The following is a 23200-nucleotide window of genomic DNA, read 5'->3' as shown; positions in this document are numbered from 1 at the left end:
GGAGCGGAATCCGCGGATCAGGCCTGGATCAGGCCTCGGTCGGAGCCGAGACGGAGGGCAGCGTCTGCTGCTCGGCCGCCGCGGTCTTCTTCGTCGCCCGCTTCGCGACCGTCTTCTTCGCGGCCGTCTTGGCCGTCGTCGTCTTCTTGGCCGCGGTCTTCTTCACGGCCGCCGCCTTCTTGGCCGGGGCCTTCTTCGCCGCGGCCGTGGTCGCCTTCTTGGCGGCCGTCTTGCGGACCGCCTTCTTGGCGGGAGCCGCCGGGGCGGCCTCCTCGACGACGGTCTCGGCCGGGGTCTCCACCGGAGTCTCGACCGGCGTCTCGACGACCAGCACGGCCGCCTCCGCGCCCGCCGGGGAACCGGCCGGAGAGGTGGCCTTGCGGGTGGCACGGCGACGCGGACGGGCCGGCGCGGCGTCGGCGGGCTCGGCCGGGGTCTCCACGACGACCGGCTCGGCTTCGACGACGACCTCGGGCTCCGGCTCGGCCACGGGGGCCGCGGGGGCCTCGGCAACCGGCTCCGGGGCCTGGACGGCCTCGGCCGGGGCGCCCGCCGGAGCGGTCGCCTTACGGGTGGCGCGACGGCGGGTGCGGCCCTTGGGGGCCTCCTCCGCTACCGGCTCCGCGACGACCGCCTCAGCGGTCTCGACGGCCTCGGGCTCCACGGCCTCGACGAACTCGGGCTCGGCCTCGACGACCGGCTCGGGCTCGACCACGGGGGCCGCGGCCGCCGCTGCACGGTCCGTTGCCGCACCGCGCGGGGCGCCCGCCGGGGCGGTCGCCTTGCGAGTGGCGCGGCGGCGGTTGCGGCGTCCGCTCACTCCGGCAGCGGCCTCGGCCTCGGCCGGGCTGCTGTAGAGCTCCTCGTCGGCGACGAAGGCGGGCTCGGGCAGCGCCACGGGGGCGGCGACCTCGGCAGCCAGCTCCGCCTCGGACTCGATCTCGTAGACATCGCCCTCGGCGGTGTCCAGCAGCTCGGTCTCGTGGTCGTGTTCGTGCCCGCCCTGGCCACCGCGGCGCTTGGAGCGCTTGCCGTTGCCACCGCCGCCGACCACGGTCGGGGTCTCCATGTGCACGATGACGCCGCGGCCGTTGCAGTGGACGCAGGTCTCGGAGAAGGACTCCAGCAGACCCTGGCCCACCCGCTTGCGGGTCATCTGGACCAGGCCCAGCGAGGTCACCTCGGCGACCTGGTGCTTGGTGCGGTCACGGCCCAGGCACTCCAGCATGCGCCGCAGGACCAGGTCGCGGTTGGACTCCAGGACCATGTCGATGAAGTCGATGACCACGATGCCGCCGAGGTCGCGCAGCCGCAGCTGACGCACGATCTCCTCGGCCGCCTCCAGGTTGTTCCTGGTGACGGTCTCTTCGAGGTTGCCGCCCTGACCGGTGAACTTGCCGGTGTTGACGTCGATGACGATCATCGCTTCGGTCTTGTCGATCACGAGCGAACCGCCCGAGGGCAGCCAGACCTTGCGGTCGAGCGCCTTCGCGAGCTGCTCGTCGATCCGGTACGTCGCGAAGACGTCCACCTCGGAGGTCCAGCGCTTCAGCCGGTCGGCCAGGTCCGGGGCCACGTGGTTCACGTAGCCGTGGATGGTCTCCCAGGCGCTGTCACCGCTGACGATGACCTTGGTGAAGTCCTCGTTGAAGATGTCGCGCACGACGCGGACGGTCATGTCCGGCTCGCCGTACAGGAGGCTCGGCGAAGAGGTCGAGATCTGCTTCGACTTCTTCTGGATGTCCTCCCACTGGGCCTGCAGGCGCTCGACGTCGCGGCGCAGCTCGTCCTCGCTCGCACCCTCGGCGGCGGTGCGCACGATGACGCCCGCGTCCTCGGGGACGATCTTCTTGAGAATGGTCTTCAGGCGCGCGCGCTCGGTGTCGGGCAGCTTGCGGCTGATGCCGGTCATCGAGCCCTCGGGCACGTAGACCAGGTAGCGGCCGGGCAGCGAGACCTGGCTGGTCAGGCGGGCGCCCTTGTGGCCGATCGGGTCCTTGGTGACCTGCACCAGGACCGACTGGCCGGACTTGAGGGCGGCCTCGATGCGGCGCGGCCCGTTGGCCATGCCGAGCGCTTCGAAGTTGACCTCGCCGGCGTACAGGACCGCGTTGCGGCCCTTGCCGATGTCGATGAAGGCGGCCTCCATGGACGGCAGCACGTTCTGGACCTTGCCCAGGTAGACGTTGCCGACGTACGAGGTGGCTTCTTCCTTGTTGACGTAGTGCTCGACGAGCACGTTGTCCTCGAGGACGCCGATCTGGGTGCGCTCGCCCGACTGGCGGACGACCATCACGCGCTCGACGGCCTCGCGGCGGGCCAGGAACTCGGCCTCGGTGATGATCGGGACGCGGCGGCGGCCCTGCTCGCGGCCCTCGCGGCGACGCTGCTTCTTGGCCTCCAGGCGGGTCGAGCCCTTGATGGACTGGACCTCGTCGGAGGAGGTGGAGCCGCCGGCGACGAACTCGGAGCGCTCGCGCGCCGGGCGCGGCTCGCGGACCTTGACGACCGTGCGCACACCGTCGTCCTCGGCCGCGTCGGCGTCCGTACCGCCGTCACCACTGCGACGGCGGCGACGACGGCGACGACGGCTGGAGCTGGAGCCGAGGGCGCCGTTCTCCTCGTCGTCTTCCTCGTCGGCCTCTTCGGCGTCCTCGGCGGACTCGGGCTCGGCCTCTTCCTCGGCGGACTCGTCGAGGTCCGCGGCCTCACCGCGACGGCGACGACGGCCACCGCGACGGCGACGGCGCGACGGGCGGTCGCCCGACTCGTCGGTCTCGTCCTCGTAGATCTCGGCGGACTCGGTTTCGGCCTCTTCCTCGACCAGCTCCACGTCGGCCAGCGTGACCGGGCCGGACGGCGCGGCGGCGGCCGGAGCCGGGGCCACGGTCGCGGCGGTCTCGGCGGCGGCGCCGCGACCACGGCGGCGGCGACGGCCGGCGGGCTGCGGGGCCGGGGCGGCCTCGACCTCGGCCTCGACGAGGTCGAGGTCCTCTTCCTCCTCGGCCTCCTCGACCGGGGCGGCGGCGGCAGCTGCCGCGGCCATCATGGCCGCGGTCTCCGGGGTCTGGAACATCGGCTCGGCGAACACCGGCGCCTGGAACACGGCGACGGCGGGACGCCCGGCGCGGCGGCCGCGGGCGGGAGCCTCGGCGGCGGGGGCCTCGGCGGCCGGAGCCACGGGCTGCGCGGCGGTGGCCGGAGCGGTGGTGGCCGGAGCGGTGGTGGCCGGAGCGGTGGTGGCCGGAGCGGTGGTGGAACGGGTGGCGCGGCGACGGCCGCCGCGCTTCGGGGAGTCCACGGCGTCGGCCACGGTGACGGTGGCCTTGGCGGCGGCGACCGGGGCCTCGGCCTCGACGGCTTCGGCGGCGGGCGCCTCGGGGGCGGTCACGGCGCGGGTCGCACGGCGACGGGCACGCGGCGCCGGAGCAGCGGACTCCTCGACGACCTCGACGACGGGAGCCGCCACGGGCTCCTCGACGACCGGGACCTCGGCGGCGGGCGCCTCGGGGGCGGTCACGGCGCGGGTCGCACGACGACGGGCACGCGGCGCCGGAGCGGCCGACTCCTCGACGACCTCCGCGACCGGAGCGGCCACAGGCGCCTCGGCGGCGGGCGCTTCGACGGCGGGCGCCTCGGGGGCGGTCACGGCGCGGGTCGCACGACGACGGGCACGCGGCGCCGGAGCGGCCGACTCCTCGACCGGAGCGGCCACGGGCGCCTCGGCTGCGGGCGCCTCGGGCGCGGCGACGGCGCGGGTCGCACGGCGACGGGCACGCGGCGCGGGAGCAGCGGACTCCTCGACGGCCTCGACGACCGGAGCGGCGGCCACGGGCGCCTCGACGACCGGGACCTCGGCGGCGGGCGCCTCGGGGGCGGTCACGGCGCGGGTCGCACGGCGACGGCTACGGGCCGGGGCGGCGGCCGGAGCGGCCTCCTCGGCGGGAACCGCGGCCACCACGGGTGCGGGGGCGGCCTCGGCGGCGGCTACGGCACCGCCGGGCGGGCCGGCCGGCCGGGACGCGGCACGCCGGCGTCGGCGCGGCGGCAGGTTGTCGCTCGGGCTGCCGTTGTCGGCGGCCGCGTTGTTGGCGGTGGTGTCGTTTTCGTTGTTGAGCATGCGGGGTTTCTCCCGTCACGCTCCCGGGCGCCGCGGCTGACTTCCGGTCCGGCACGACTCCGCGTAATGAGCGCGGAACCGGCCTCCGGGGCGCGTTCGCCACACGGGAGCTCAGTTCAATGGCCGCCGGTTCCGTACGTGGTAGTCCGTACGGCCTGGCGGAAGTCTTCAGGTCTGTGCGCGGCCCGACCCAGGTGGCTCCCGAGTCCCAGGGCTGCGCGACGACGACGATCCCTACGCGGCGGGACCTTCCGGCGCCTTCGCGTCGGCGGTTGCGGCCGCCGTGGATGGGGCGGTCGTGACAGCCTCGCGGTCGGGCGCGAGCGGGTCGGTCACCGTGCCGGACTCCTCGTCGAAGAGCCCCTGCGCCAGCCTGGTCACCGCAGCGGGGACCGGCGGCGTTAGGTCGGCCACGGCTCGGAGACCGGACAGGACGTCGTCGGGTCGAACGGCAGGTGTCAGATGCCGAACAACCAGCCGCAGTATCGCACAAGCATTGTCCAGCGGCCTATCAGCCTCTGCGACAGCCGTCACGGGAACCACTTCGAGGCTGACCACGGCGCCGCGCGTGTCGAAGGTCCGCATGCCGTTCTTGGTGCGCCGCTGGACCTCCACGCTCTCCGCCGCGAGGAAGGCCTCGACGGCCCGCTCGACGGCCGCCGGGTCCACGCCGTCCAGGCGCAGCTCCCACACGGAGGCCGTCAGCCGGTCGGCGAGGCCGGAGGTGTGTGCCTCCACGGCGTCGATGATGTCGAGGCCGACGGGCATCGACTCGTCGAGCAGCTCGCGCAGGACCGCGGGGTCGCGGGGCTCGGCGAGGGCGATCTCCAGGTACTCGGCCTCGCTGCCGGTCCCGGTCGGGGCGGCGTTCGCGTACGAGACGCGGGGGTGCGGGGTGAAGCCCGCCGAGTACGCCATGGGCACCTCGGAGCGGCGCAGGGCCCGCTCGAAGGCACGCTGGAAGTCCCGGTGGCTGGTGAACCGGAGGCGGCCGCGCTTGGTGTAGCGCAGGCGGATGCGCTGCACTACCGGTGCGGGCGGCGGGCCTTCGGGCTGTCGCTTGCCCAGTGGTTCTTCTCCTTGTGCGGGGCTCCGCGGCTCGCGCGTCGCCCTGAGGTCTGTGGGGCCGGCCGGCCTCGCCTGCCCTCCGGCTCACCCCTGCTCACTTGTGCAGGGGGATCGTCGGGATCTGCTTGGCGGGCGTGTCGCCTGTGGCTCCGTTACTACCCAGAGTACGCGCCCGTGACCTCGCCGGTTCCCGGGGCGGCCCCCCGAACAGCGCCCGCCGTACGTCGGCCCGCGCCTCGCGCACCGCGAGGCGGGAGGTCCGCCACACCTGGCCGACCGCACGGCCGACGGGAGCGATCGCCTGCCGGTGCACCCATCGGGCGGCCCGGCGGCCGACGTCCCACCCGGCGCGCAGCGCGTTCCCGACCGGGGTGACCACGTGCCGGCGCAGCCATCCGGCCGGCCGCACGACGGCCCACCGCCACAGCCACACCAGCCCGCGCCCCAGCGCCCGGCTCAGCCGCCCCGCCAGGTGCCAGGCCCCGACGAGCAGCCGCCAGAGCGGCACGAGCAAGTAAGCCCAGACCCCCCGCCCGACCGGCGCCAGCAGGTACCGCCACGCCCCGACCACCACGGGCCGTACGAGGTACCGCCACAGCGCGACCCACGGCCAGACGAACAGGGCCTTGGCCAGCCAGACCACGCCGGCCGCGAACCCCCGGGCCAGCCACCGCAGTCCGTGCCCGACGGGGGCGAGCACGTACCGGTACAGCGCGCCCGCCGGCAGCACGAGCAGGTACCGGACCGCGCCCGCCAGCAGCCGGGCGATGCCCCGCCCGGCGGGCAGCAGGCCGTACTCCCAGACCGGGACCAGCAGGTACCGCCAGAGCCCCGTGGCCGCCGGCCGCAGCAGATACGCGTAGACGGCCTGCCCCACCGGGAAGACGACGTACCGCCAGAGACCCACCCAGGGCCAGTAGAAGACCAGCTTGAACAGGGCCACAATCAGCCACCCGGCCCCCCGCAGCACCGGCAGCACGGCCCGCTCCCAGAACCACCGCGATCCTTGCCCCAGCGGCCCGAGGACGGTCCGGTTCAGCATCCGCGCGAAGGCGACGAGCAGATCCCAGACCACCCGCAGGGGCAGCACGACCAGCACCGCCACGATCCTGACGGGAAGCCGCACGGCCCCCACCAGACAGCCGTCCCCCTGCGGCGCTAGCGGCGCCTTCTCCAGTTCCATACCGCTAAGGACACACCACGGCCGCGCACCGTTGCGCCGGGGCCTCCCTTTCAGTCGATGGAGCCCGGCTCCGCGAGCCAACGGGTGCGCAGCTCGATGTGCTTGGCGAGCGTCTCGAAGTCCCGGTCGTAGTGCAGCACCGTCAGGCGGTGGCGCGCGGCGGTGACTGCCACGACCAGGTCGACGACTCCTGCGGAGCGCACGCACCCGGCTTCAGCCAGGGCGCTCTGCGCGGCGCCGACCCTCGCCCAGACGTCGTCCGGAATCTCGTGCCACGCGTACAGGTCCGTGAACGCTTGCCGCATCTGCGTGTACTGGGCCGACGAGCGGGCGGAGTACAGGGCCTCGACCTCGGTTACCGCGCACATGCCGATGCGTCCGGCGGCCAGCGCCGGACGCCAGGTGGAGAACGGCCCCGGGAGGGTGATCCGGTGCGCTGCAGAGGTGTCGATCAGGAAGTCGCCCTCGGTCAGCTCCCCCACGGCCCACGCACCTCCGCCTTGAATCCGGGCTCCCGCCCCTTGTCGAAGGCGCCCTCTTCGTCGAGCTTGACGAGGGCTTCCAGAGCTCGCTGCCTGCGGAGTCGTGCTCCTATTTCCTCCAGCGCCCCGTTGACCGTGTCCTTCTTCGTGGTGGTCCCGAGGGCTTCCATCGCGAGCGCGAGGGCTTCCTCGTTGATGTCGATCACGGTCTTGGCCATACCGGCCACCTCCTGGCAGCAGGCCCGGGGTATTCCTCCGAGCACCATTCAAGGATATCCACAGCCGTCAACCGCAGGAACGATAATCCGGTGGTCGAATGAATATGCCCCCCACCGTTCCCGGTGGAGGGCATAGACGGGGGTGGCCGGCCGGCCTCAGCCGCAGGTCACTTCACGACCGACAGCGGCAGCAGCTTCTTGCCCGTCGGGCCGATCTGGATGCTGGTGTCCAGCTGCGGGCAGACGCCGCAGTCGAAGCACGGGGTCCAGCGGCAGTCCTCGACCTCGGTCTCGTCGAGGGCGTCCTGCCAGTCCTCCCAGAGCCAGTCCTTGTCCAGGCCGGAGTCGAGGTGGTCCCACGGCAGGACCTCCTCGTAGGTGCGCTCGCGGGTCGTGTACCAGGCCACGTCGACGCCGTAGGCGGGGAGGGTCTTCTCCGCCGCCTGCATCCAGCGGTCGTACGAGAAGTGCTCGCGCCAGCCGTCGAAGCGGCCGCCCGACTCGTACACGGCGCGGATGACGTCGCCGATGCGGCGGTCGCCGCGGGACAGGAGGCCCTCGACGATGCCGGGCTTGCCGTCGTGGTAGCGGAAGCCGATGGAGCGGCCGTACTTCTTGTCGCCGCGGAGCTTGTCGCGGAGCTTGCCGAGGCGGGCGTCCGTCTCCTCGGCCGAGAGCTGCGGGGCCCACTGGAAGGGGGTGTGCGGCTTGGGGACGAAGCCGCCGATCGAGACGGTGCAGCGGATGTCGTTCTGGCCGGAGACCTCGCGGCCCTTGGCGATGACGTTGACCGCCATGTCGCCGATCTGGAGCACGTCCTCGTCGGTCTCGGTCGGCAGGCCGACCATGAAGTACAGCTTCACCTGGCGCCAGCCGTTGCCGTACGCCGTGGCGACCGTACGGATCAGGTCCTCTTCCGAGACCATCTTGTTGATGACCTTGCGCATGCGCTCGGAGCCGCCCTCGGGGGCGAAGGTCAGACCGGAGCGGCGGCCGTTGCGGGTCAGCTCGTTGGCCAGGTCCACGTTGAACGCGTCCACGCGGGTCGACGGGAGGGACAGGCCCACCTTGTCGTCCGCGTAGCGGTCGGCCAGGCCCTTGGCGATGTCCGCGATCTCGGTGTGGTCCGCCGAGGAGAGGGACAGCAGGCCGACCTCCTCGAAGCCCGTGGCCTTGAGGCCGCGCTCCACCATCTCGCCGATGCCGGTGATGCTTCGCTCCCGCACGGGGCGCGTGATCATGCCGGCCTGGCAGAAGCGGCAGCCGCGGGTGCAGCCGCGGAAGATCTCCACGGACATCCGCTCGTGGACGGTCTCGGCGAGCGGGACCAGGGGCTGCTTGGGGTAGGGCCACTCGTCGAGGTCCATGACCGTGTGCTTGGACACGCGCCACGGCACGCCGGAGCGGTTCGGGACCACGCGGCCGATGCGGCCGTCCGGCAGGTACTCGACGTCGTAGAAGCCCGGCACGTAGACGCCGCCGGTCTTCGCGAGGCGCAGGAGGACTTCCTCGCGGCCGCCCGGGCGGCCCTCGGCCTTCCACGCGCGGATGATCTCGGTCATGTCGAGGACGGCCTGCTCGCCGTCACCGATGATCGCGCAGTCGATGAACTCCGCGATCGGCTCGGGGTTGAAGGCCGCGTGGCCGCCCGCGAGCACGATGGGGTGGTCGACCGTACGGTTCTTCGCCTCCAGCGGGATGCCCGCGAGGTCCAGTGCCGTCAGCATGTTGGTGTAGCCGAGCTCGGTGGAGAAGGAGAGCCCGAAGACGTCGAAGGCCCCGACCGGACGGTGGGAGTCGACGGTGAACTGCGGCACCTTGTGCTCGCGCATCAGCGCTTCGAGGTCCGGCCACACGCTGTACGTGCGCTCCGCGAGCACGCCCTCGCGCTCGTTCAGCACTTCGTACAGGATCATGACGCCCTGGTTGGGGAGCCCGACCTCGTACGCGTCCGGGTACATCAGCGCCCAGCGGACGTCGGCGCTCTCCCACGGCTTGACCGTGGAGTTGAGCTCACCGCCGACGTACTGGATCGGCTTCTGGACGTGCGGAAGCAGGGCCTCAAGCTGAGGGAAGACCGACTCGGTCATCACGCGACTTTCGTGAAGCGGGCAGGGGGCGACTCTCAAGCGTACCCCGGGGCCCGGAGCACCCCCGCCCGCAAGATCAGCCGCGCACCGCCGCCACCGGGCCCGCGGCCGCCGCCCACACCTGCGGCAGCTCCCGCTCGCGGCGGTCGGCCAGCGCCTCCTCGCGGCCGTAGAGCAGGCCCCAGGTGAAGGAGGACTCCCCCGCGCCGGCCGCCTGGACGGCGAGGCCGCGCAGGGCGTCACGGGCGACGACCGCGTCCTGGTGGTCTCCGAGCAGGCTCTGGACAGCCTTCATCGACTTGGCCAGCTTGCGCGCGGGTTTGCCGAGGGCCGGGGCCGCCGCATCGGCCGCGTACCGGGCGCGCTTCGCGGCCTTGCGGGCCTCGTGCAGGGCCAGGTCGCGGTCTTCGCCCGGGTCCATGGACAGGGCGCCCTCGATCCGGCCGGCGAGGCGTTCGTAGTCCCGCAGGACAGCTGCGGGCAGGACCGTCTCGGCGGGCCGGTCGGCGGCCTTGCCGAGGGGCGGGTCGGCGAGCAGGTCGTCGAGGGCGTTCAGCAGGGCCACGTAGCGCCTGCTGTCGAGCGCGGCCAGCGCCGTGCGGCGCGAACCGGTGCGACGGGTGGTGTTCCAGATCTTGAGGCGGCCGCGGACCGGGCCGAGCACCAGGGTGCGCGGGAGTTCGTCGAGCCGGGTCTGGATCCGCTCCAGCAGCACCTCCTGGTCGCGGTCGACCCCGAGCTCGGCGGCGAGCCAGCGCAGCTCCTCGCCGACCGGGCCGGTCTCGGCGGGGTCCAGGAACCGGCGGCAGGTCTTGAAGGCGCTGCGCAGCCGCCGGGTCGCGACCCGCATCTGGTGGACGGAGTCTGGAAGGCCCCGGCGGACGGCGGGGTCCTGGGCGACGAGGGCGTCGCGCTGTTCGCGCAGGTACGCGAGCACGTGCGCGCCCGCCGTGTCCTCGGCGGGACCGGCGCCGGCCGTCCGGGCCGGGGGTTCCCCGCCGGTCTCGGCCAGCGCCCGGGCGAGCTTCGAGGGGGCGTCGCTGACCCGGAGGCCGGCCTTGCGGAAGGTCTTCTCCACGGCGTCGAGCAGCGCCGGGTCGACCCCGTCGGCGAGCTCCACCTCCACCTCGGTCCAGGCGGCGGTGGCGTCCGCGCGCTCGGCCCGTACCGCGTCCGTGGACAGCTCCGCGAGGAGGGCTCCGTCGGCGTCGAGCAGGTGGCTGACCTTGCGCGAGGACAGGAGCCTGACCTGCGGTTCCAGCGGGGTGTCCCGGACGCGGGAGCGCAGCAGCACGGTCAGCGCGTCCGGGACGGTGTCGCCGAGGGGGGCGGTGATCTCGTCCCGGACGCCGGGGGCGACGGGCAGTTTGAGGTGCCAGCCGGCGTCCTTGCCGCCGGTCCGGCGGCGCAGGGTGAGCCCGTCGGAGGCGAGCCGCTGGTCGGGGGTGTCGTAGTAGACCGCGTCGAGCTCGGCCGTGCCCTGGTCGGTGACGGCCGCGATGGCGGCCGTGCCCGTCAGGTCCGGGACCCCGCGCCGTCCGGCCTTGGTGTTCCTGAACTCGAATTTGCGCTCGATCTCGCGCTTCGTGTCCGCCATGGATCGAACGTAGCCCTGAACGGAAGACGGCGGGAAGGGAAACGGCGGGTGCGGCGGAAAACCGGCCCGGGAACCGGTCGATCAAGCCGACATCGGCCGCTGCACCCTGATCGACTGCAGCAGTCCGACGGCCACCCACACGGCGAACATCGAGGATCCTCCGTAGGACACGAACGGCAGTGGAAGGCCGGCCACGGGCATGATCCCGAGGGTCATGCCGATGTTCTCGAAGGACTGGAAGGCGAACCAGGCGATGATCCCGGCGCAGACGATCGTCCCGTAGAGCTCGGTCGTCTCGCGGGCGATCATGCAGGCGCGCCACAGGATGACGCCGAGCAGCACCAGGATCAGCCCGGCTCCGACGAAGCCCAGCTCCTCCCCCGCCACCGTGAAGACGAAGTCGGTCTGCTGCTCGGGGACGAACTGGCCGGTGGTCTGCGAGCCCTTGAAGAGCCCGGAGCCGGTCAGGCCGCCGGAGCCGATGGCGATGCGCGCCTGGTTGGTGTTGTAGCCGACGCCCGCGGGGTCGAGCTCGGGGTTGGCGAAGGCGGCGAAGCGGTTGATCTGGTACTCGTCGAGGATGCCGAGCTGCCAGATCAGGACGGCCCCGCCGACGCCCGAGCCGAGCAGGCCCAGCACCCAGCGGTTGGAGGCGCCCGAGGCGAGCAGGACGCCGAGCACGATGACGACCATGACCATGACGGAGCCGAGGTCGGGCATCAGCATGATGATGCCCATCGGGGCGGCGGCCAGGCAGAGCGCCTTGACGACCGTGCGGTGGTCGGGGTGGGCCAGGTCGCCCGCGTCCACCCGGGTGGCCAGCAGCATCGCCATCACCAGGATGATCGTGATCTTCACGAACTCGGAGGGCTGGAGCGAGAAGCCGCCGCCGACGACGATCCAGGCGTGGGCTCCGTTGATGGTGGCGCCGAGCGGGGTGAGCACGGCGAGGATCAGCACGAGGGAGAGCCCGTACAGGATCGGTACGGCGCCGCGCAGGGTGCGGTGGCCGAGCCAGATGGTGCCGATCATCAGCACGAGGCCGATGCCGGTGTTCATGGCGTGCCGGAAGAGGAAGTAGTACGGGTCCCCGTTGTTCAGCGAGGTCCGGTTGCGGGTCGCCGACCACACCAGCAGGGCGCCGATGAGGGAGAGGGCGAGAGCCGAGAGGAGTATCGGCCAGTCGAGCCGGCGCACCACGGAGTCTCGGGCGGTGAGCTTGGCCATCGCTCCCCGCTGTTCCGGCGCGTACCGGGCCACGGAGAATTTGTTGGCGGTCTGCATGTCGGTCCTCGGTACTCAGTCGTGCTGCGCGGGGCGCTGGGCTTGCGGGCCGGCCAGCGCGGGCGGCGCCAGTTCTTCCGGGGACGGGGGTACGTACGGCCGGATCTCGGGGGAATCGATGCCGCCGTCGGGGCGGATCCGGGGCAGTTTGGTCTCGGGTCCCAGCAGGAGCGCCTTCTTGACGTCCTGGTTGCCCGCCATGTCGAGGCCGTAGATGGCGTTGTAGATGTTGCGGACGGCGGGGCCGGAGGCTCCGGAGCCGGTGCCGCCCTGGGAGATGGTCATGACGATGGTGAAGTCGTCGGTGTAGGTCGCCAGCCACGAGGTGGTCTGCTTGCCGTAGACCTGGGCGGTGCCGGTCTTGGCCCGCATCGGGATCTTGTCGAGCGGCCAGCCGCCGAAGCGCCAGGCAGCGGTGCCGCCGGGCTCGACGACCATGCGCAGGCCCTTGTCTAGGTCCTTTACGGTCTTGGCGTCGATCGGCAGCCTGCCGTGCGACTTGGGCTTGATCATCTGAACGTGCTTGCCGTCGGCGCTGATCACGGCCTTGCCGACGGTGGGGTCGAAGAGGGTGCCGCCGTTGCTGATGGCGGAGTAGGCGGTGGCCATCTGGATGGGGGTGACGAGGACGTCGCCCTGGCCGATGGCGAAGTTGATGCTGTCGAACGCCTTGAGCTGGTTGCCTTCGAGGCAGCTTTCGTAGGCGATCTGCTCGACGTAGGTGCCGCCCTTCTTGCCCTGCTTGCACCAGGAGTCCTTGTTGGCCGCCCAGAACCCCTTCTTCCAGCCGCGGTCGGGGATGCGGCCGGTCACCTCGTTCGGCAGGTCGATCCCGGTCTCGGAGCCGAGGCCGAACTCGCGGGCGGTCCGGTAGAACCAGTCGTGGGCGTCCTTCTTGGGCTTGAGGCCGCCGTCTCGCTGCCACTCCTTGTGCCCGAGGGCGTAGAAGACGGTGTTGCAGGAGAACTTGAGGGCTTCGCCGAGGGTGATGGGGCCGTGCCCCTTGGACTCGAAGTTCGCGAAGCTCCGGTTGCCCATGCTGTAGGAGGCGCTGCAGTTGTACTTCTCGTCGAAGGCGTATCCGGCCCGGACGGCCGCGCTCGCCGACACCACCTTGAAGATGGAGCCGGCGGGGGCCTGGCCCTGGATGGCCCGGTTGAGCAGCGGGTAGTTGGAGCCCTCGCTGGTGAGCTTGGCGTAGTCCTTGGCGGCGATGCCGCCGACCCAGGCGTTGGGGTCGTAGTCGGGCTGGGAGGCCATCGCGACGACCCGGCCGGTCTTGGTCTCCATGACGACGACGGCGCCCGAGTCGGCCTCGTACTTGCGGCCGGTGATCTTGTCGGTCTCCTGGCGGACCGTCTTCATCGCCTGCTGGAGCTCGTACTCGGCGACGGACTGGACCCGGGCGTCGATGCTGGTGACGAGGGTGGATCCGGGCACGCCCGGGTCGGACTCGGTCTGGTGCATGACCCGGCCGAGGTTGTCCACCTCGTAGGAGGTGACCATCGCCTTGCCGCGCAGGTACTTGTCGTAGGTGCGCTCGATCCCGGAGCGGCCGACCTGGTCGGAGCGCAGGTGCGGCGAGTCGGTGTCCTTGGCCTTCTGGATCTCGTCGTCGGTGACCGGCGAGAGGTAGCCGAGCACCTGGGAGGTACGGGCCCCGCCGGGGGCCGGGTAGCGGCGGACGGCGGTGGGCTCGGCGGTGATGCCCGGGAACTCCTCGGGGCGTTCGCGCAGCTGCAGGGCCTGCTGCGTGGTGGCGTCGAGGGTGATCGGAATCGGCTGGTACGGGGAGCCGTTCCAGCAGGGCGCGGGGGTCTGGGAGTCGCAGAGGCGGACCTTCTCCATGACCTCCTTGGGGGTCATGTCCAGGACTCCCGCGAGGCGGGTCATGACCGCCTTGCCGCGGTCCTTCATCTTCATCAGCGCGGTGCGGCTGGTGGAGACGACCAGGCGGGTCTCGTTGTCGGCGAGGGCGACGCCCCGGGCGTCGAGGATCGTCCCGCGCACGGCGGGCTGGACGACCCGCTGGACGTGGTTGCTCTTCGCCTCGTGGTAGTACTCCGCGCCGTTGCGGATCTGGAGGTACCAGAGGCGGCCGCCGAGGGTGAGGAACATCGAGCAGACGAGGACCTGGATGATGACGAGCCGGATCTGCACCCGGGAGGTACGGCCGGTCTCCGGAATGTTGGTCACGTGGACTCCTCCCTCACAGCTTCTTGACGCTCTTCACACCCTTGATTCCCTTGACGCCCTTTATCCGGCCGGCCCGGTTGGCCCGGCTGCGGGCGGTCTTCATCCGCAGGCCGCCGCGCTGGCTGCCGATCCGCAGCCCGGTGCCGCCGGCCAGCCAGCCGGAGGCGATGTCCTTGCCCGCGGGCGGGCCGCCGTTGGCCTCGACGGCCATCGGGTCGTTCTCCGCGCGGCGGGCCAGGGCCATGATGAACGGCACGGTGAAGGGGGCGAGCAGCAAGTCGTAGAGGACCGCGGTGAACAGCAGTCCGGTCATGCCGACGTGGCGGGCGGCGGTGTCGCCGACCAGGGCGCCGACGCCCGCGTAGAGCAGGGTGGAGGCGAAGGCGGCGCCGACGACGGTGAGCATCGGGCCCCAGGCGGAGCGGAACCGCCCGGTGTCCGGGCGGACCAGGCCGGCGACGTAGCCGATGACGCACAGCACGAGCGCGTAGCGGCCGGCGGCGTGGTCGGCGGGCGGGGCCAGGTCGGTGAGGAGTCCGGCGGCGAAGCCGATGAGGGCGCCGCTGACGCACCCGTACACGAGTGCGAGGGCGACGACGGTGAGCAGGACCAGGTCGGGGACGGCTCCGGGGAGTTGGAGACGGCCCAGGATGGAGACCTGGACGACGAGGGCGACCACGATGAGCGTGCCCGAGAGCAGGATCCGGTTGAAACGCATGATGTTCGGCTCCTAGTCCTCGGCCGGCTTGCCGGACGCGGACGCGCCGGGCGACGGGGTGACCGTGACGGTGACCGTCGGGGTGGGCTTGGGCGCTTCGGGCTTGGGCGGCAGGACCGCGTCGCGCGGGTCCTCGCGCGGGGGCATCACCACGACGCCGACGATGTCCAGGCGGGAGAAGCCGACGAAGGGCCGGACCCAGATGGTCCGGGTCAGGTCGCCGCGCGAGGGGTCGACCTTGATCACCTCGCCGATCGGGACGCCGGGCACGAAGGGCTTGTTGCCGCGCGAGCCGAAGGTGACGAGACGGTCGCCGGTGTTGATCTTGGCCTTGCCGTTGAGCATCTGCACGGAGAGCTCCCGGTCGCCCTGACCGGTGGCGAAGCCGAGTTCGCCGGTCTTCTCCAGGCGGGTGCCGACGGTGAAGTCGGGGTCGTTGGCGAGGACCACGGTGGCGGTGTCGGGGCCGACGGTGGCGACGCGGCCGACGAGTCCGTCCCCGTTGAGGACGGTCATGTCGCGCTCGATGCCGTCCTTGCTGCCCGCGTCGATGGTCACGGTCCAGGAGAAGCCCTGGGCCGCTCCTATGGCGATGACCTCGGCGCCCTTGATCCCGTACTGGCCGGCGCCGGCCCGCTTGAGCATCTCGTCGAGCTCGCGGATCCGGCTGCGGGTCTGGTCGTCGCTGCCCAGCTTGGCCTTGAGCGCCGTGTTCTCGCGCTCCAGCGTCGCGATGCGGTTGTGCCGCTCGCCGGAGTCCCGTACCGCCCCTATGGCGTTGGCGACCGGGTCGACGCCTTTCGCCACGCCCTTTTCGACGGGTCCGAAGACCGCTGCGGCGGCCTGTCGGGCACCGTCGACCGGAGACTCCTCACCCGTCCTGATGTCCACCGTGATCAAAGCGAACGCGATGGCGATCAGAAGCACCAGGAGCAGCCGGCTTTCTCGTGTGTCCCTCACGTGCGGCGGCCGTGCCTTCCTCGTAGTTACGTGCGGCGAAGCCGCTCCGGTGGAGCCGGTGCTCGCACCGGGACGTGCGGCGAAGCCGCTCCGGTGGAGCCGGTGCTCGCACCGGGACGTGCGGCGAAGCCGCTCCGGTGGAGCCGGGGCTCGCACCGGACCTTGCCTGTATATCAACGATCCGCCGCACGGGCCCGGTAGCACCCGTACGGCGGATCATTTGTGTTCCACCGTCACGCGGCGGGCCGGATCAGCGCCGCGGCTGGGCGTCCAGGACCTGCTGGAGCGCCTCGAACTCCTCTACGCACTTGCCGGATCCGAGCGCGACGGAGTCGAGCGGGTCCTCGGCGATGTGGATCGGCATGCCCGTCTCGCGGCGCAGCCGCTCGTCGAGGCCGCGCAGCAGGGCGCCGCCTCCGGTGAGGACGATGCCGCGGTCCATGATGTCGCCGGAGAGCTCCGGCGGGCACTTGTCGAGGGTGGTCTTGACGGCGTCGACGATCGCGTTGACCGGCTCCTCGATCGCCTTGCGGACCTCCGCGGCCGAGATCACGACGGTCTTGGGCAGGCCCGAGACCAGGTCGCGGCCGCGGATCTCGGTGTGCTCGTCCTTGTCGAGGTCGTAGGCCGACCCGATGGTGATCTTGATCTGCTCGGCGGTCCGCTCACCGAGGAGGAGGGAGTACTCCTTCTTGATGTGCTGGATGATCGCGTTGTCGAGCTCGTCGCCGGCCACCCGGATGGACTGTGCCGTGACGATTCCGCCGAGGGAGATGACGGCCACCTCGGTGGTGCCGCCGCCGATGTCCACGACCATGTTGCCGGTGGCCTCGTGGACGGGCAGGCCCGCACCGATGGCGGCGGCCATCGGCTCCTCGATGATGTGCACCTGACGGGCACCGGCCTGCGTGGACGCCTCGATGACGGCGCGGCGCTCCACTCCCGTGATGCCGGAGGGCACGCAGACCACGACGCGCGGCCGGGCCAGGTAACGGCGCTTGTGGATCTTGAGGATGAAGTACCGGAGCATCCGCTCGGTGATCTCGAAGTCGGCGATCACGCCGTCCTTGAGGGGCCGCACGGCGACGATGTTGCCGGGCGTGCGCCCGATCATCTTCTTGGCTTCGGAGCCGACCGCCAGGATGCCACCGGTGTTCGTGTTGATGGCGACCACGGACGGCTCGTTCAGGACGATTCCCCGGCCCCTCACGTACACCAGCGTGTTGGCGGTCCCGAGGTCGATCGCCATGTCACGGCCGATGAACGACATGTTGTTCCCCTTGTTCCCCATGAGGAGCGTCTGGCCTTCCAGTTGATAGCGGCTGCTGTCAGGTCGGCGAGGTGGGTGTGTGGGTGGAGGCCCCATCGTAGTGCCGCGAGTACGGAGACCGCGCGACGGGACTCCGGCAAGCCCGCCGGAACGGATACCCGCCCCCATAGTGGTGACGTCGCGTCCTGTCCATGCGTTCCCGAATATGCCCGGTAATACCGCAGGGCGACCGAAATTACTTCGGTCGCCCCAGGTCATGAGCGCTATTCGGCTGATGTTGCGTCAGAAAAGAGTGATCACAGCGCCGGGAAGAACAGCTTCAGCTCCCGCTCCGCGGACTCCTCGGAGTCCGAGGCGTGGATCAGGTTCTCCCGGGTGACGGTACCGAAGTCGCCCCGGATGGAGCCGGGCGCGGCGGCAATCGGGTCAGTGGGTCCGGCCAACTGGCGGACACCCTCGATCACGCGCTCCCCTTCGACGACCAGGGCCACGACCGGGCCGCTCGCCATGAAGCCCATGAGGGGCTCGTAGAAAACCTTGCCCTTGTGCTCGCCGTAGTGCGCTTCCAGGGTCTCCTGGTCCAGCGTGCGCAGCTCCAGCGCGGGAATGGTCCAGCCGGCCTTCCGCTCGATGCGGCCGACGATCTCGCCGATCAGGCCGCGACGGACGGCGTCGGGCTTGAGGAGGACGAGGGTGCGCTGGGTCATGTGGGTAACTCCTTGCGGCATACGGGTGCGGTCCGACGAGGCTACAGGGGCCCGGGCCCCCGCCGTACGGGGCCTTCCCCGCCGTACGGGGCCTTCCCGGCCCGCGGCCCCTCGACGGGGCTACGCCTCGGTGGGGGCGGCTGCCTCCGCCTGCGCGGCCCAGCCGGCCTTGATCTCGTCGATGCGGCGGCCGTATCGGATCGAGCACCACCACAGGGCCGCGAACACCACGCCCAGGATGAACATCATCGGGACGACGAAGCCGCTGAGCACGAGCCCGATCTGCAGGGCCCAGCCGATCTGGACGGCCCCGGGACGCGAGAGCATCCCGCACAGCAGGACCGACACCAGCATCGCGATCCCGCAGACCGTCCAGACCGTGACCTGGCTCAGGTCACCCTTCATCGCGACCAGCCCGGCGAAGCCGATCACGAAGAACTCGGCGATCAGCGTCGAAGCACACAGCGTGCGCATCCCTCAGCCCCTCTTCAGCAGCAGGCGGGCCTCGCCCACCGTGATCACGGACCCGGTCACCAGGACCCCGGCCCCTCCGTACTCCGCCTCTTCCTCCGCCAGCGTGATCGCCGCCTCCAGGGCGTCGTCCAGCCGCGGCTCCACCTGCACCCGGTCGGCGCCGAAGACCTCGACCGCGATGGCCGCCAGGTCGTCGGCGGCCATCGCCCGATGACTGGTGTTCTCCGTGATCACGACCTCCGCGAAGATCGGCTCGAAGGCCTCGAAGACCCCGCGCGCGTCCTTGCCCTCGCTCGCGCCCACGACCCCGACCAGCCGGCTGAAGCCGAAGGCCTCGGTCACCGCCTCCGCCGTGACCCGCGCCCCGGCCGGGTTGTGCGCCGCGTCCAGGACCACCGTCGGGCTGCGCCGCACGACCTCCATGCGGCCGGGCGAGGTCACCGAGGCGAAGGCCTTCCGGACGGTCTCCACGTCCAGGGCCCGCGCGTGGTCGGCGCCGATCCCGAAGAAGGCCTCGACCGCCGCCAGTGCCACCGCAGCGTTCTGCGCCATGTGGGCGCCGTACAGCGGCAGGAAGATCCCGTCGTACTCGCCGCCCAGCCCGCGCAGCGTCAGCTGCTGCCCGCCCACCGCGACCTCGCGGGTGACGACGCCGAACTCCATGCCCGCGCGGGCCACGGTCGCGTCGACCTCCACGGCCTTCTTGAGCAGGACCTGCGCCGCGTCCACCGGCTGCTGCGCCAGGATCACGGTGGCGCCCTGCTTGATGATGCCGCCCTTCTCCTGGGCGATCTCGCCGGTGGTGGAGCCGAGCCGGTCCGTGTGGTCCAGGCTGATCGGGGTGACCACGGCGACCGCGCCGTCGATCACGTTGGTGGCGTCCCAGGTGCCGCCCATGCCCACCTCGATCACGGCCGCGTCCACGGGAGCGTCCGCGAAGGCCGCGTAGGCCATGCCGGTGAGCACCTCGAAGAAGGACAGCCGGAACTCCTCGGCGGTGTCCACCATGTCCACGTACGGCTTGATGTCGTGGTAGGTCTCGACGAACCGCTCGGCGCTGATCGGCGCCCCGTCCAGGCTGATCCGTTCGGTCACCGAGGTCACGTGCGGGCTGGTGTAGCGGCCGGTGCGCAGCTCGAAGGCGTTCAGCAGCGCCTCGATCATGCGGGAGGTGCTCGTCTTGCCGTTGGTGCCCGTGACGTGGATGGAGGGGTACGCGCGCTGCGGCTCGCCCAGGACGTCCATCAGCGCGGCGATCCGCGTGACGGACGGCTCCAGCTTGGTCTCGCCCCAGCGGCCGGCCAGCTCCTGCTCCACCTCCCGCAGCGCCTTGGCCACCTCGGGGTCGGCGGGCTCGTCGGGCACCGGGTCGCCCTGGGGCGGACCGGCCTGCGCGCGCAGGGTGCGGCTGCCCGCCTCGATCACCGCCAGGTCGGGGTCGCGGTCGGACTCTTCCGCCACGATCTGGTCGAAGGCGTCGAAGCTGTCATCGTGGCTCTCGGGCTGCTGCTCACTCACGGGACCCAGTCTACGGACGAAGGCCGGGAGGACTTTCGGCCCGGTCGCATCAGGACCTTCGGCGGCCGGTGCGACCGGATCGTTATGCAAGCCTTGCGGACAGGAGATTGGGGAACAAATGCCGCAGGCGCGCACCGAAAAGGCCGGGCCCGACAAGACGGCTTCCAGCCGCGACATAGGAATGGACCTGGGGACCGCCAACACCCTCGTCTACGCACGGGGGCACGGCATCGTCCTCAATGAGCCGTCCGTGGTGGCCGTCAGGGCGGGCACCACCACCGCGCTGGCCGTCGGTACCGAGGCCAAGGAGACCATCGGCCGCACTCCCGGCTCCATCACCGCGATCCGCCCCCTCAAGGACGGCGTGATCTGCGACTACGAGGCCGCCGAGGAGATGATCCGGCACTTCGTCCGCAAGGCCGTCCCCGGCCGCCGGGTGCGCACCCGCATGGTGATCTGCGTACCGTCCGGGGTCACCCAGGTGGAGCGGCGGGCCATCATCCACGCCTCCACCCGGGCCGGCGCCAAGACCGTGCACCTGATCGAGGAACCGATGGCCGCGGCGATCGGGGCCGGGCTTCCGGTGTCCGAACCGCGCGGCTCGATGGTCGTCGACATCGGCGGCGGTACGTCCGAGGTCGCCGTCATCTCGCTGGGCGGCATCGTCACCTCGCAGTCGCTGCGGGTCGCCGGGGACCGCATGGACGCGGCGATCACCGACCACGTCCGCAAGGAGCACTCCCTGCTCATCGGCGACCGCACCGCCGAGGACGTCAAGATCGCCATCGGCTCGGCATGGCCGGTGCCGGACCGGCCGGAGCTGGAGACCGCCACCTTCACGGTGCGGGGCCGCGAGAAGGTCGGCGGCATGCCGCAGACGCTCCGGCTCGCCGCCCGCGACGTTCGGGCCGCCCTCGACGAGCCCGTCGGGGCGATCATCGCGGCGGTCCGCACCACCCTGGAGGAGTGCCCGCCCGAGTTGTCCGGCGACGTCATGGAGCACGGCATCGTCCTGACCGGCGGCGGCGCGCTGCTGCCCGGTTTGGACCTGCGGATGGCCTCCTCGACGGGGATCCCGGTCTTCGTCGCGGACGACCCGCTGGACTGCGTGGCCCTGGGCTCGGGCCGCTGCGTGGAGGACATGGACGCGCTCAGCAGCCTGCTGGCACCGGCGAGGGCCTAGGCCGGCTCTTTCGGATCTTGCCTGGCCCGCGCCGCCCGGCACCGCACCTCGCCGCACTGCCGGGGCACCCGAGTACGTCCAGTACGCGCGAGCCCCGGCAGCGCGGCGAGGCACGGCACCGAACGACGCGGGCCTGACGGCAAGATCCGAAAGAGACGGCCTAGCCGGCGGGGCGCCGACGGGGCGGGAGGGCCGGCGGGAGCGCCCCCGGTGAGCGGCCCGGCGGGAGGCCCGGCGGCAGGCCCGGTGGGCTCAGCCCTTCGGGAGGGTCGCGAGGACCTCGTACGCGTCCTCCGTGCGCATCGCCGTCAGGGTGCCGCCCAGGCTGCGCACGCGCTCGGACATGCTCGCCGTGCCCGAGCCGGCCGAGACGGGGGCCCTGGTCGGCTTGCGCTGCGCCAGCCCGTTGCGGACGGCTATCCGCAGCTGCGGCCCGTCGGCCGCGATGGACACCTCGATGGTCTCGCCGCGCGCGTGCTTGGCGGCGTTGGTCAGGCATTCCTGCACCACTCGGTAGACCGCCGCCTGGCGCAGCGGCGAGAGCCCGTGCACGGCGGGATCCAGGGCGAGGCGTACGGGCGAACCCGCGCGCCCGCTCTCCTCCGCGAGCGCCGCCAGCCCGTCCACGCCCGGGGTCGCCGCCCGCTCCCCGCGCTGCACGATGATCTCGTTGAGCACCAGGTGGGCCCGGCGGGCGGTGTCGGCGAGCTCCTCGAAGTCCTTCGCGTACGCCGTCTCGCGCGAGCGCATCGACAGCACCTCGGAGCGGACCGTGAGCAGGGTCAGCTCGCGTCCGACGAAGTCGTGGACGTCGCGGGCGACCGAGGTCCGCTCCTGCTGGACGGCCTGCAGGACGGCGGACTCGGCGCGCCGGGTGTCGAGCTCGCGCACGAGGTCGTGGCGGTAGGCGGCGATGCCCACGGCCGAGGCGAGCACCCCGATGGGCACGAGCAGGCTGAGGAAGGAGCTGAGGGTCTCGGCCCGGGACAGCGGCCAGCCCGGCCAGCAGCAGAACAGGCACACCGCGAAGACGAGGTAGCCGAGGGTGGCGAGGACGCCGGCCCGGCGCCCCCGGAAGCGGCCCACGGAGTACAGCGCGAACTGGATCAGGGTCAGCTCGTGCAGCCAGCCGAGGAAGAGCAGCGCGGCGAGGTACGAGACCCAGGGCAGCCGGCGCCGCACCAGCAGGGTGGAGCAGCCGAGCGCCAGGACGACCGCCGCGGCGGGGCCGCTCAAGGAGTTGTCGGCGGCCGCCAGGCCCGGCAGGTCGAGCGCCATCAGGCCCAGGCAGCTGAGGGCCGCGAGCACGTCCATCGCCCGCGGCGAACCGGCCCAGCCCTGCGCGAGCCGGCGGCCGAAGGCCAGGAGCCGGTGGGGCGCCGAGAGGGCGGACTTGACGTGCATGCCCTCCATCATCCGTGCTCGGCACCCTCGGAGCCGGGCCGCCCGGACGCGAGAACACGTGATTTAGGGCACTTCGGACAGGCCGGAGGTCCTTGCGCCCTGGGGCCTTCCGCTCTACCCGAGGCCGCTCGGACGTTCGTAGCGTCGGGAGAATGACCACCCAACGGGGAACGACCGCCCAACGGGGCACCGCCCTGCTCCTGCTGATCGGCGGCCTCATCGGCACCCTGGCGTCCGGCGTCCTCACCTACGACCGCATCCACACCCTGGAGGACCCGCTCTTCACGCCGGGCTGCAACGTCAACGCGGTACTGAGCTGCGGCGACGTGATGACCACCTGGCAGGGCAACCTGCTCGGCTTCCCCAACATGCTGCTCGGCCTCGCCGGCTTCGCGGCCCTCGCCGGGCTGGGCACGGCCCTGGTCGCCGGGGCACTGCTCCCCCGGTGGCTGTGGCGCGGACTGTGGGCCGGGATCGCGGCCGGGTTCGCCTTCACCGTGTGGCTGATCAGCCAGTGCCTGTACGTGATCGGGGCGCTGTGCCCGTGGTGCATGGTCGTCTGGGCGGTGATGATCCCGCTGTTCTGGTACGTCACCCGCCACCTGGCGCCGGCCGGCTCCCGGCTGCGGGCGATCCCGCACTGGCTGGTGCCGCTGGCCGCGTACGGCGTGGTCGCGGTGCTCATCCTGACGAGGTTCGGTACCCGGTTGCTGTGACGCCGGCCCCCT

Annotated in this window: 18 protein-coding genes; 2 read left to right on the top strand and 16 right to left on the bottom strand. The window is 71.9% G+C overall.

What is annotated here, in order from left to right:
• Positions 1-28 precede the first annotated feature (28 nt).
• The 15 genes from AC6CKD_RS13305 to folC form a co-directional block, all read right to left on the bottom strand.
• Positions 29-4120: an Rne/Rng family ribonuclease gene (locus tag AC6CKD_RS13305; protein ID WP_498327359.1), complete on the bottom strand. Its 4092-nt coding sequence runs from the start codon at positions 4118-4120 to the stop codon at positions 29-31.
• 234 nt (positions 4121-4354) lie between these two features.
• Complete coding sequence (locus AC6CKD_RS13300) at positions 4355-5146, bottom strand: TIGR03936 family radical SAM-associated protein (RefSeq protein WP_498327358.1); 792 nt, start codon at positions 5144-5146, stop codon at positions 4355-4357.
• 136 nt (positions 5147-5282) lie between these two features.
• On the bottom strand, positions 5283-6371 hold the full coding sequence (locus AC6CKD_RS13295) for a hypothetical protein (protein WP_498327357.1): 1089 nt from the start codon (positions 6369-6371) through the stop codon (positions 5283-5285).
• A gap of 50 nt (positions 6372-6421) precedes the next feature.
• Positions 6422-6853 (bottom strand): PIN domain nuclease, encoded by a 432-nt coding sequence (locus AC6CKD_RS13290; protein ID WP_498327356.1) that lies wholly within the window; start codon positions 6851-6853, stop codon positions 6422-6424.
• Positions 6841-7071 (bottom strand): type II toxin-antitoxin system VapB family antitoxin, encoded by a 231-nt coding sequence (locus AC6CKD_RS13285; protein WP_498327355.1) that lies wholly within the window; start codon positions 7069-7071, stop codon positions 6841-6843. The genes AC6CKD_RS13290 and AC6CKD_RS13285 overlap by 13 nt, the downstream gene beginning before the upstream one ends.
• Before the next feature lie 167 nt (positions 7072-7238).
• A complete protein-coding gene (locus tag AC6CKD_RS13280; RefSeq protein ID WP_498327354.1) occupies positions 7239-9164 on the bottom strand; it encodes a TIGR03960 family B12-binding radical SAM protein in 1926 nt (641 codons plus the stop codon).
• Positions 9165-9237: 73 nt separating this feature from the next.
• Positions 9238-10758 (bottom strand): CYTH and CHAD domain-containing protein, encoded by a 1521-nt coding sequence (locus tag AC6CKD_RS13275; RefSeq protein ID WP_498327353.1) that lies wholly within the window; start codon positions 10756-10758, stop codon positions 9238-9240.
• An 81-nt stretch (positions 10759-10839) separates the two neighbouring features.
• Positions 10840-12042 (bottom strand): rod shape-determining protein RodA, encoded by a 1203-nt coding sequence (gene rodA, locus AC6CKD_RS13270; RefSeq protein ID WP_498327352.1) that lies wholly within the window; start codon positions 12040-12042, stop codon positions 10840-10842.
• A gap of 15 nt (positions 12043-12057) precedes the next feature.
• Positions 12058-14238: a penicillin-binding protein 2 gene (gene mrdA / locus AC6CKD_RS13265; RefSeq protein WP_498327350.1), complete on the bottom strand. Its 2181-nt coding sequence runs from the start codon at positions 14236-14238 to the stop codon at positions 12058-12060.
• A 13-nt stretch (positions 14239-14251) separates the two neighbouring features.
• Positions 14252-14956 carry a rod shape-determining protein MreD gene (gene mreD, locus AC6CKD_RS13260; RefSeq protein WP_498327349.1) on the bottom strand — a complete coding sequence of 235 codons (705 nt, stop codon included), beginning with the start codon at positions 14954-14956 and terminating at the stop codon, positions 14252-14254.
• 12 nt (positions 14957-14968) lie between these two features.
• Positions 14969-15916 (bottom strand): rod shape-determining protein MreC, encoded by a 948-nt coding sequence (mreC, locus tag AC6CKD_RS13255; RefSeq protein ID WP_498327348.1) that lies wholly within the window; start codon positions 15914-15916, stop codon positions 14969-14971.
• 250 nt (positions 15917-16166) lie between these two features.
• Positions 16167-17186, bottom strand: coding sequence for a rod shape-determining protein (locus tag AC6CKD_RS13250; RefSeq protein WP_069923827.1), 1020 nt, complete (start codon positions 17184-17186; stop codon positions 16167-16169).
• 296 nt (positions 17187-17482) lie between these two features.
• The gene (gene ndk / locus AC6CKD_RS13245) at positions 17483-17893 is read right to left on the bottom strand and encodes a nucleoside-diphosphate kinase (RefSeq protein WP_214950910.1); all 411 of its coding nucleotides are present in this window, start codon (positions 17891-17893) and stop codon (positions 17483-17485) included.
• Between the two features lie 120 nt (positions 17894-18013).
• Positions 18014-18367, bottom strand: coding sequence for a DUF4233 domain-containing protein (locus AC6CKD_RS13240; RefSeq protein ID WP_498327347.1), 354 nt, complete (start codon positions 18365-18367; stop codon positions 18014-18016).
• A gap of 3 nt (positions 18368-18370) precedes the next feature.
• Positions 18371-19885, bottom strand: coding sequence for a bifunctional tetrahydrofolate synthase/dihydrofolate synthase (folC, locus tag AC6CKD_RS13235; RefSeq protein ID WP_498327345.1), 1515 nt, complete (start codon positions 19883-19885; stop codon positions 18371-18373).
• A 118-nt stretch (positions 19886-20003) separates the two neighbouring features.
• Here folC and AC6CKD_RS13230 point away from each other — a divergent pair, with 118 nt between their 5' ends.
• The gene (locus tag AC6CKD_RS13230; protein ID WP_498327343.1) at positions 20004-21068 is read left to right on the top strand and encodes a rod shape-determining protein; all 1065 of its coding nucleotides are present in this window, start codon (positions 20004-20006) and stop codon (positions 21066-21068) included.
• Between the two features lie 252 nt (positions 21069-21320).
• Here AC6CKD_RS13230 and AC6CKD_RS13225 read toward each other — a convergent pair whose 3' ends face one another.
• Positions 21321-22472, bottom strand: a complete 1152-nt coding sequence (locus AC6CKD_RS13225; RefSeq protein WP_498327342.1) for a sensor histidine kinase — start codon at positions 22470-22472, stop codon at positions 21321-21323.
• Positions 22473-22624: 152 nt separating this feature from the next.
• On the opposite strand from AC6CKD_RS13225, the gene AC6CKD_RS13220 reads away from it, so the two are divergent.
• Complete coding sequence (locus AC6CKD_RS13220; RefSeq protein ID WP_498327341.1) at positions 22625-23188, top strand: vitamin K epoxide reductase family protein; 564 nt, start codon at positions 22625-22627, stop codon at positions 23186-23188.
• Positions 23189-23200: the final 12 nt, after the last annotated feature.

This window comes from Streptomyces sp. GQ60 (assembly GCF_059758875.1).
Note: the sequence above shows the minus strand (reverse complement) of the source record. Positions and strands in the feature narration are given on the sequence as shown.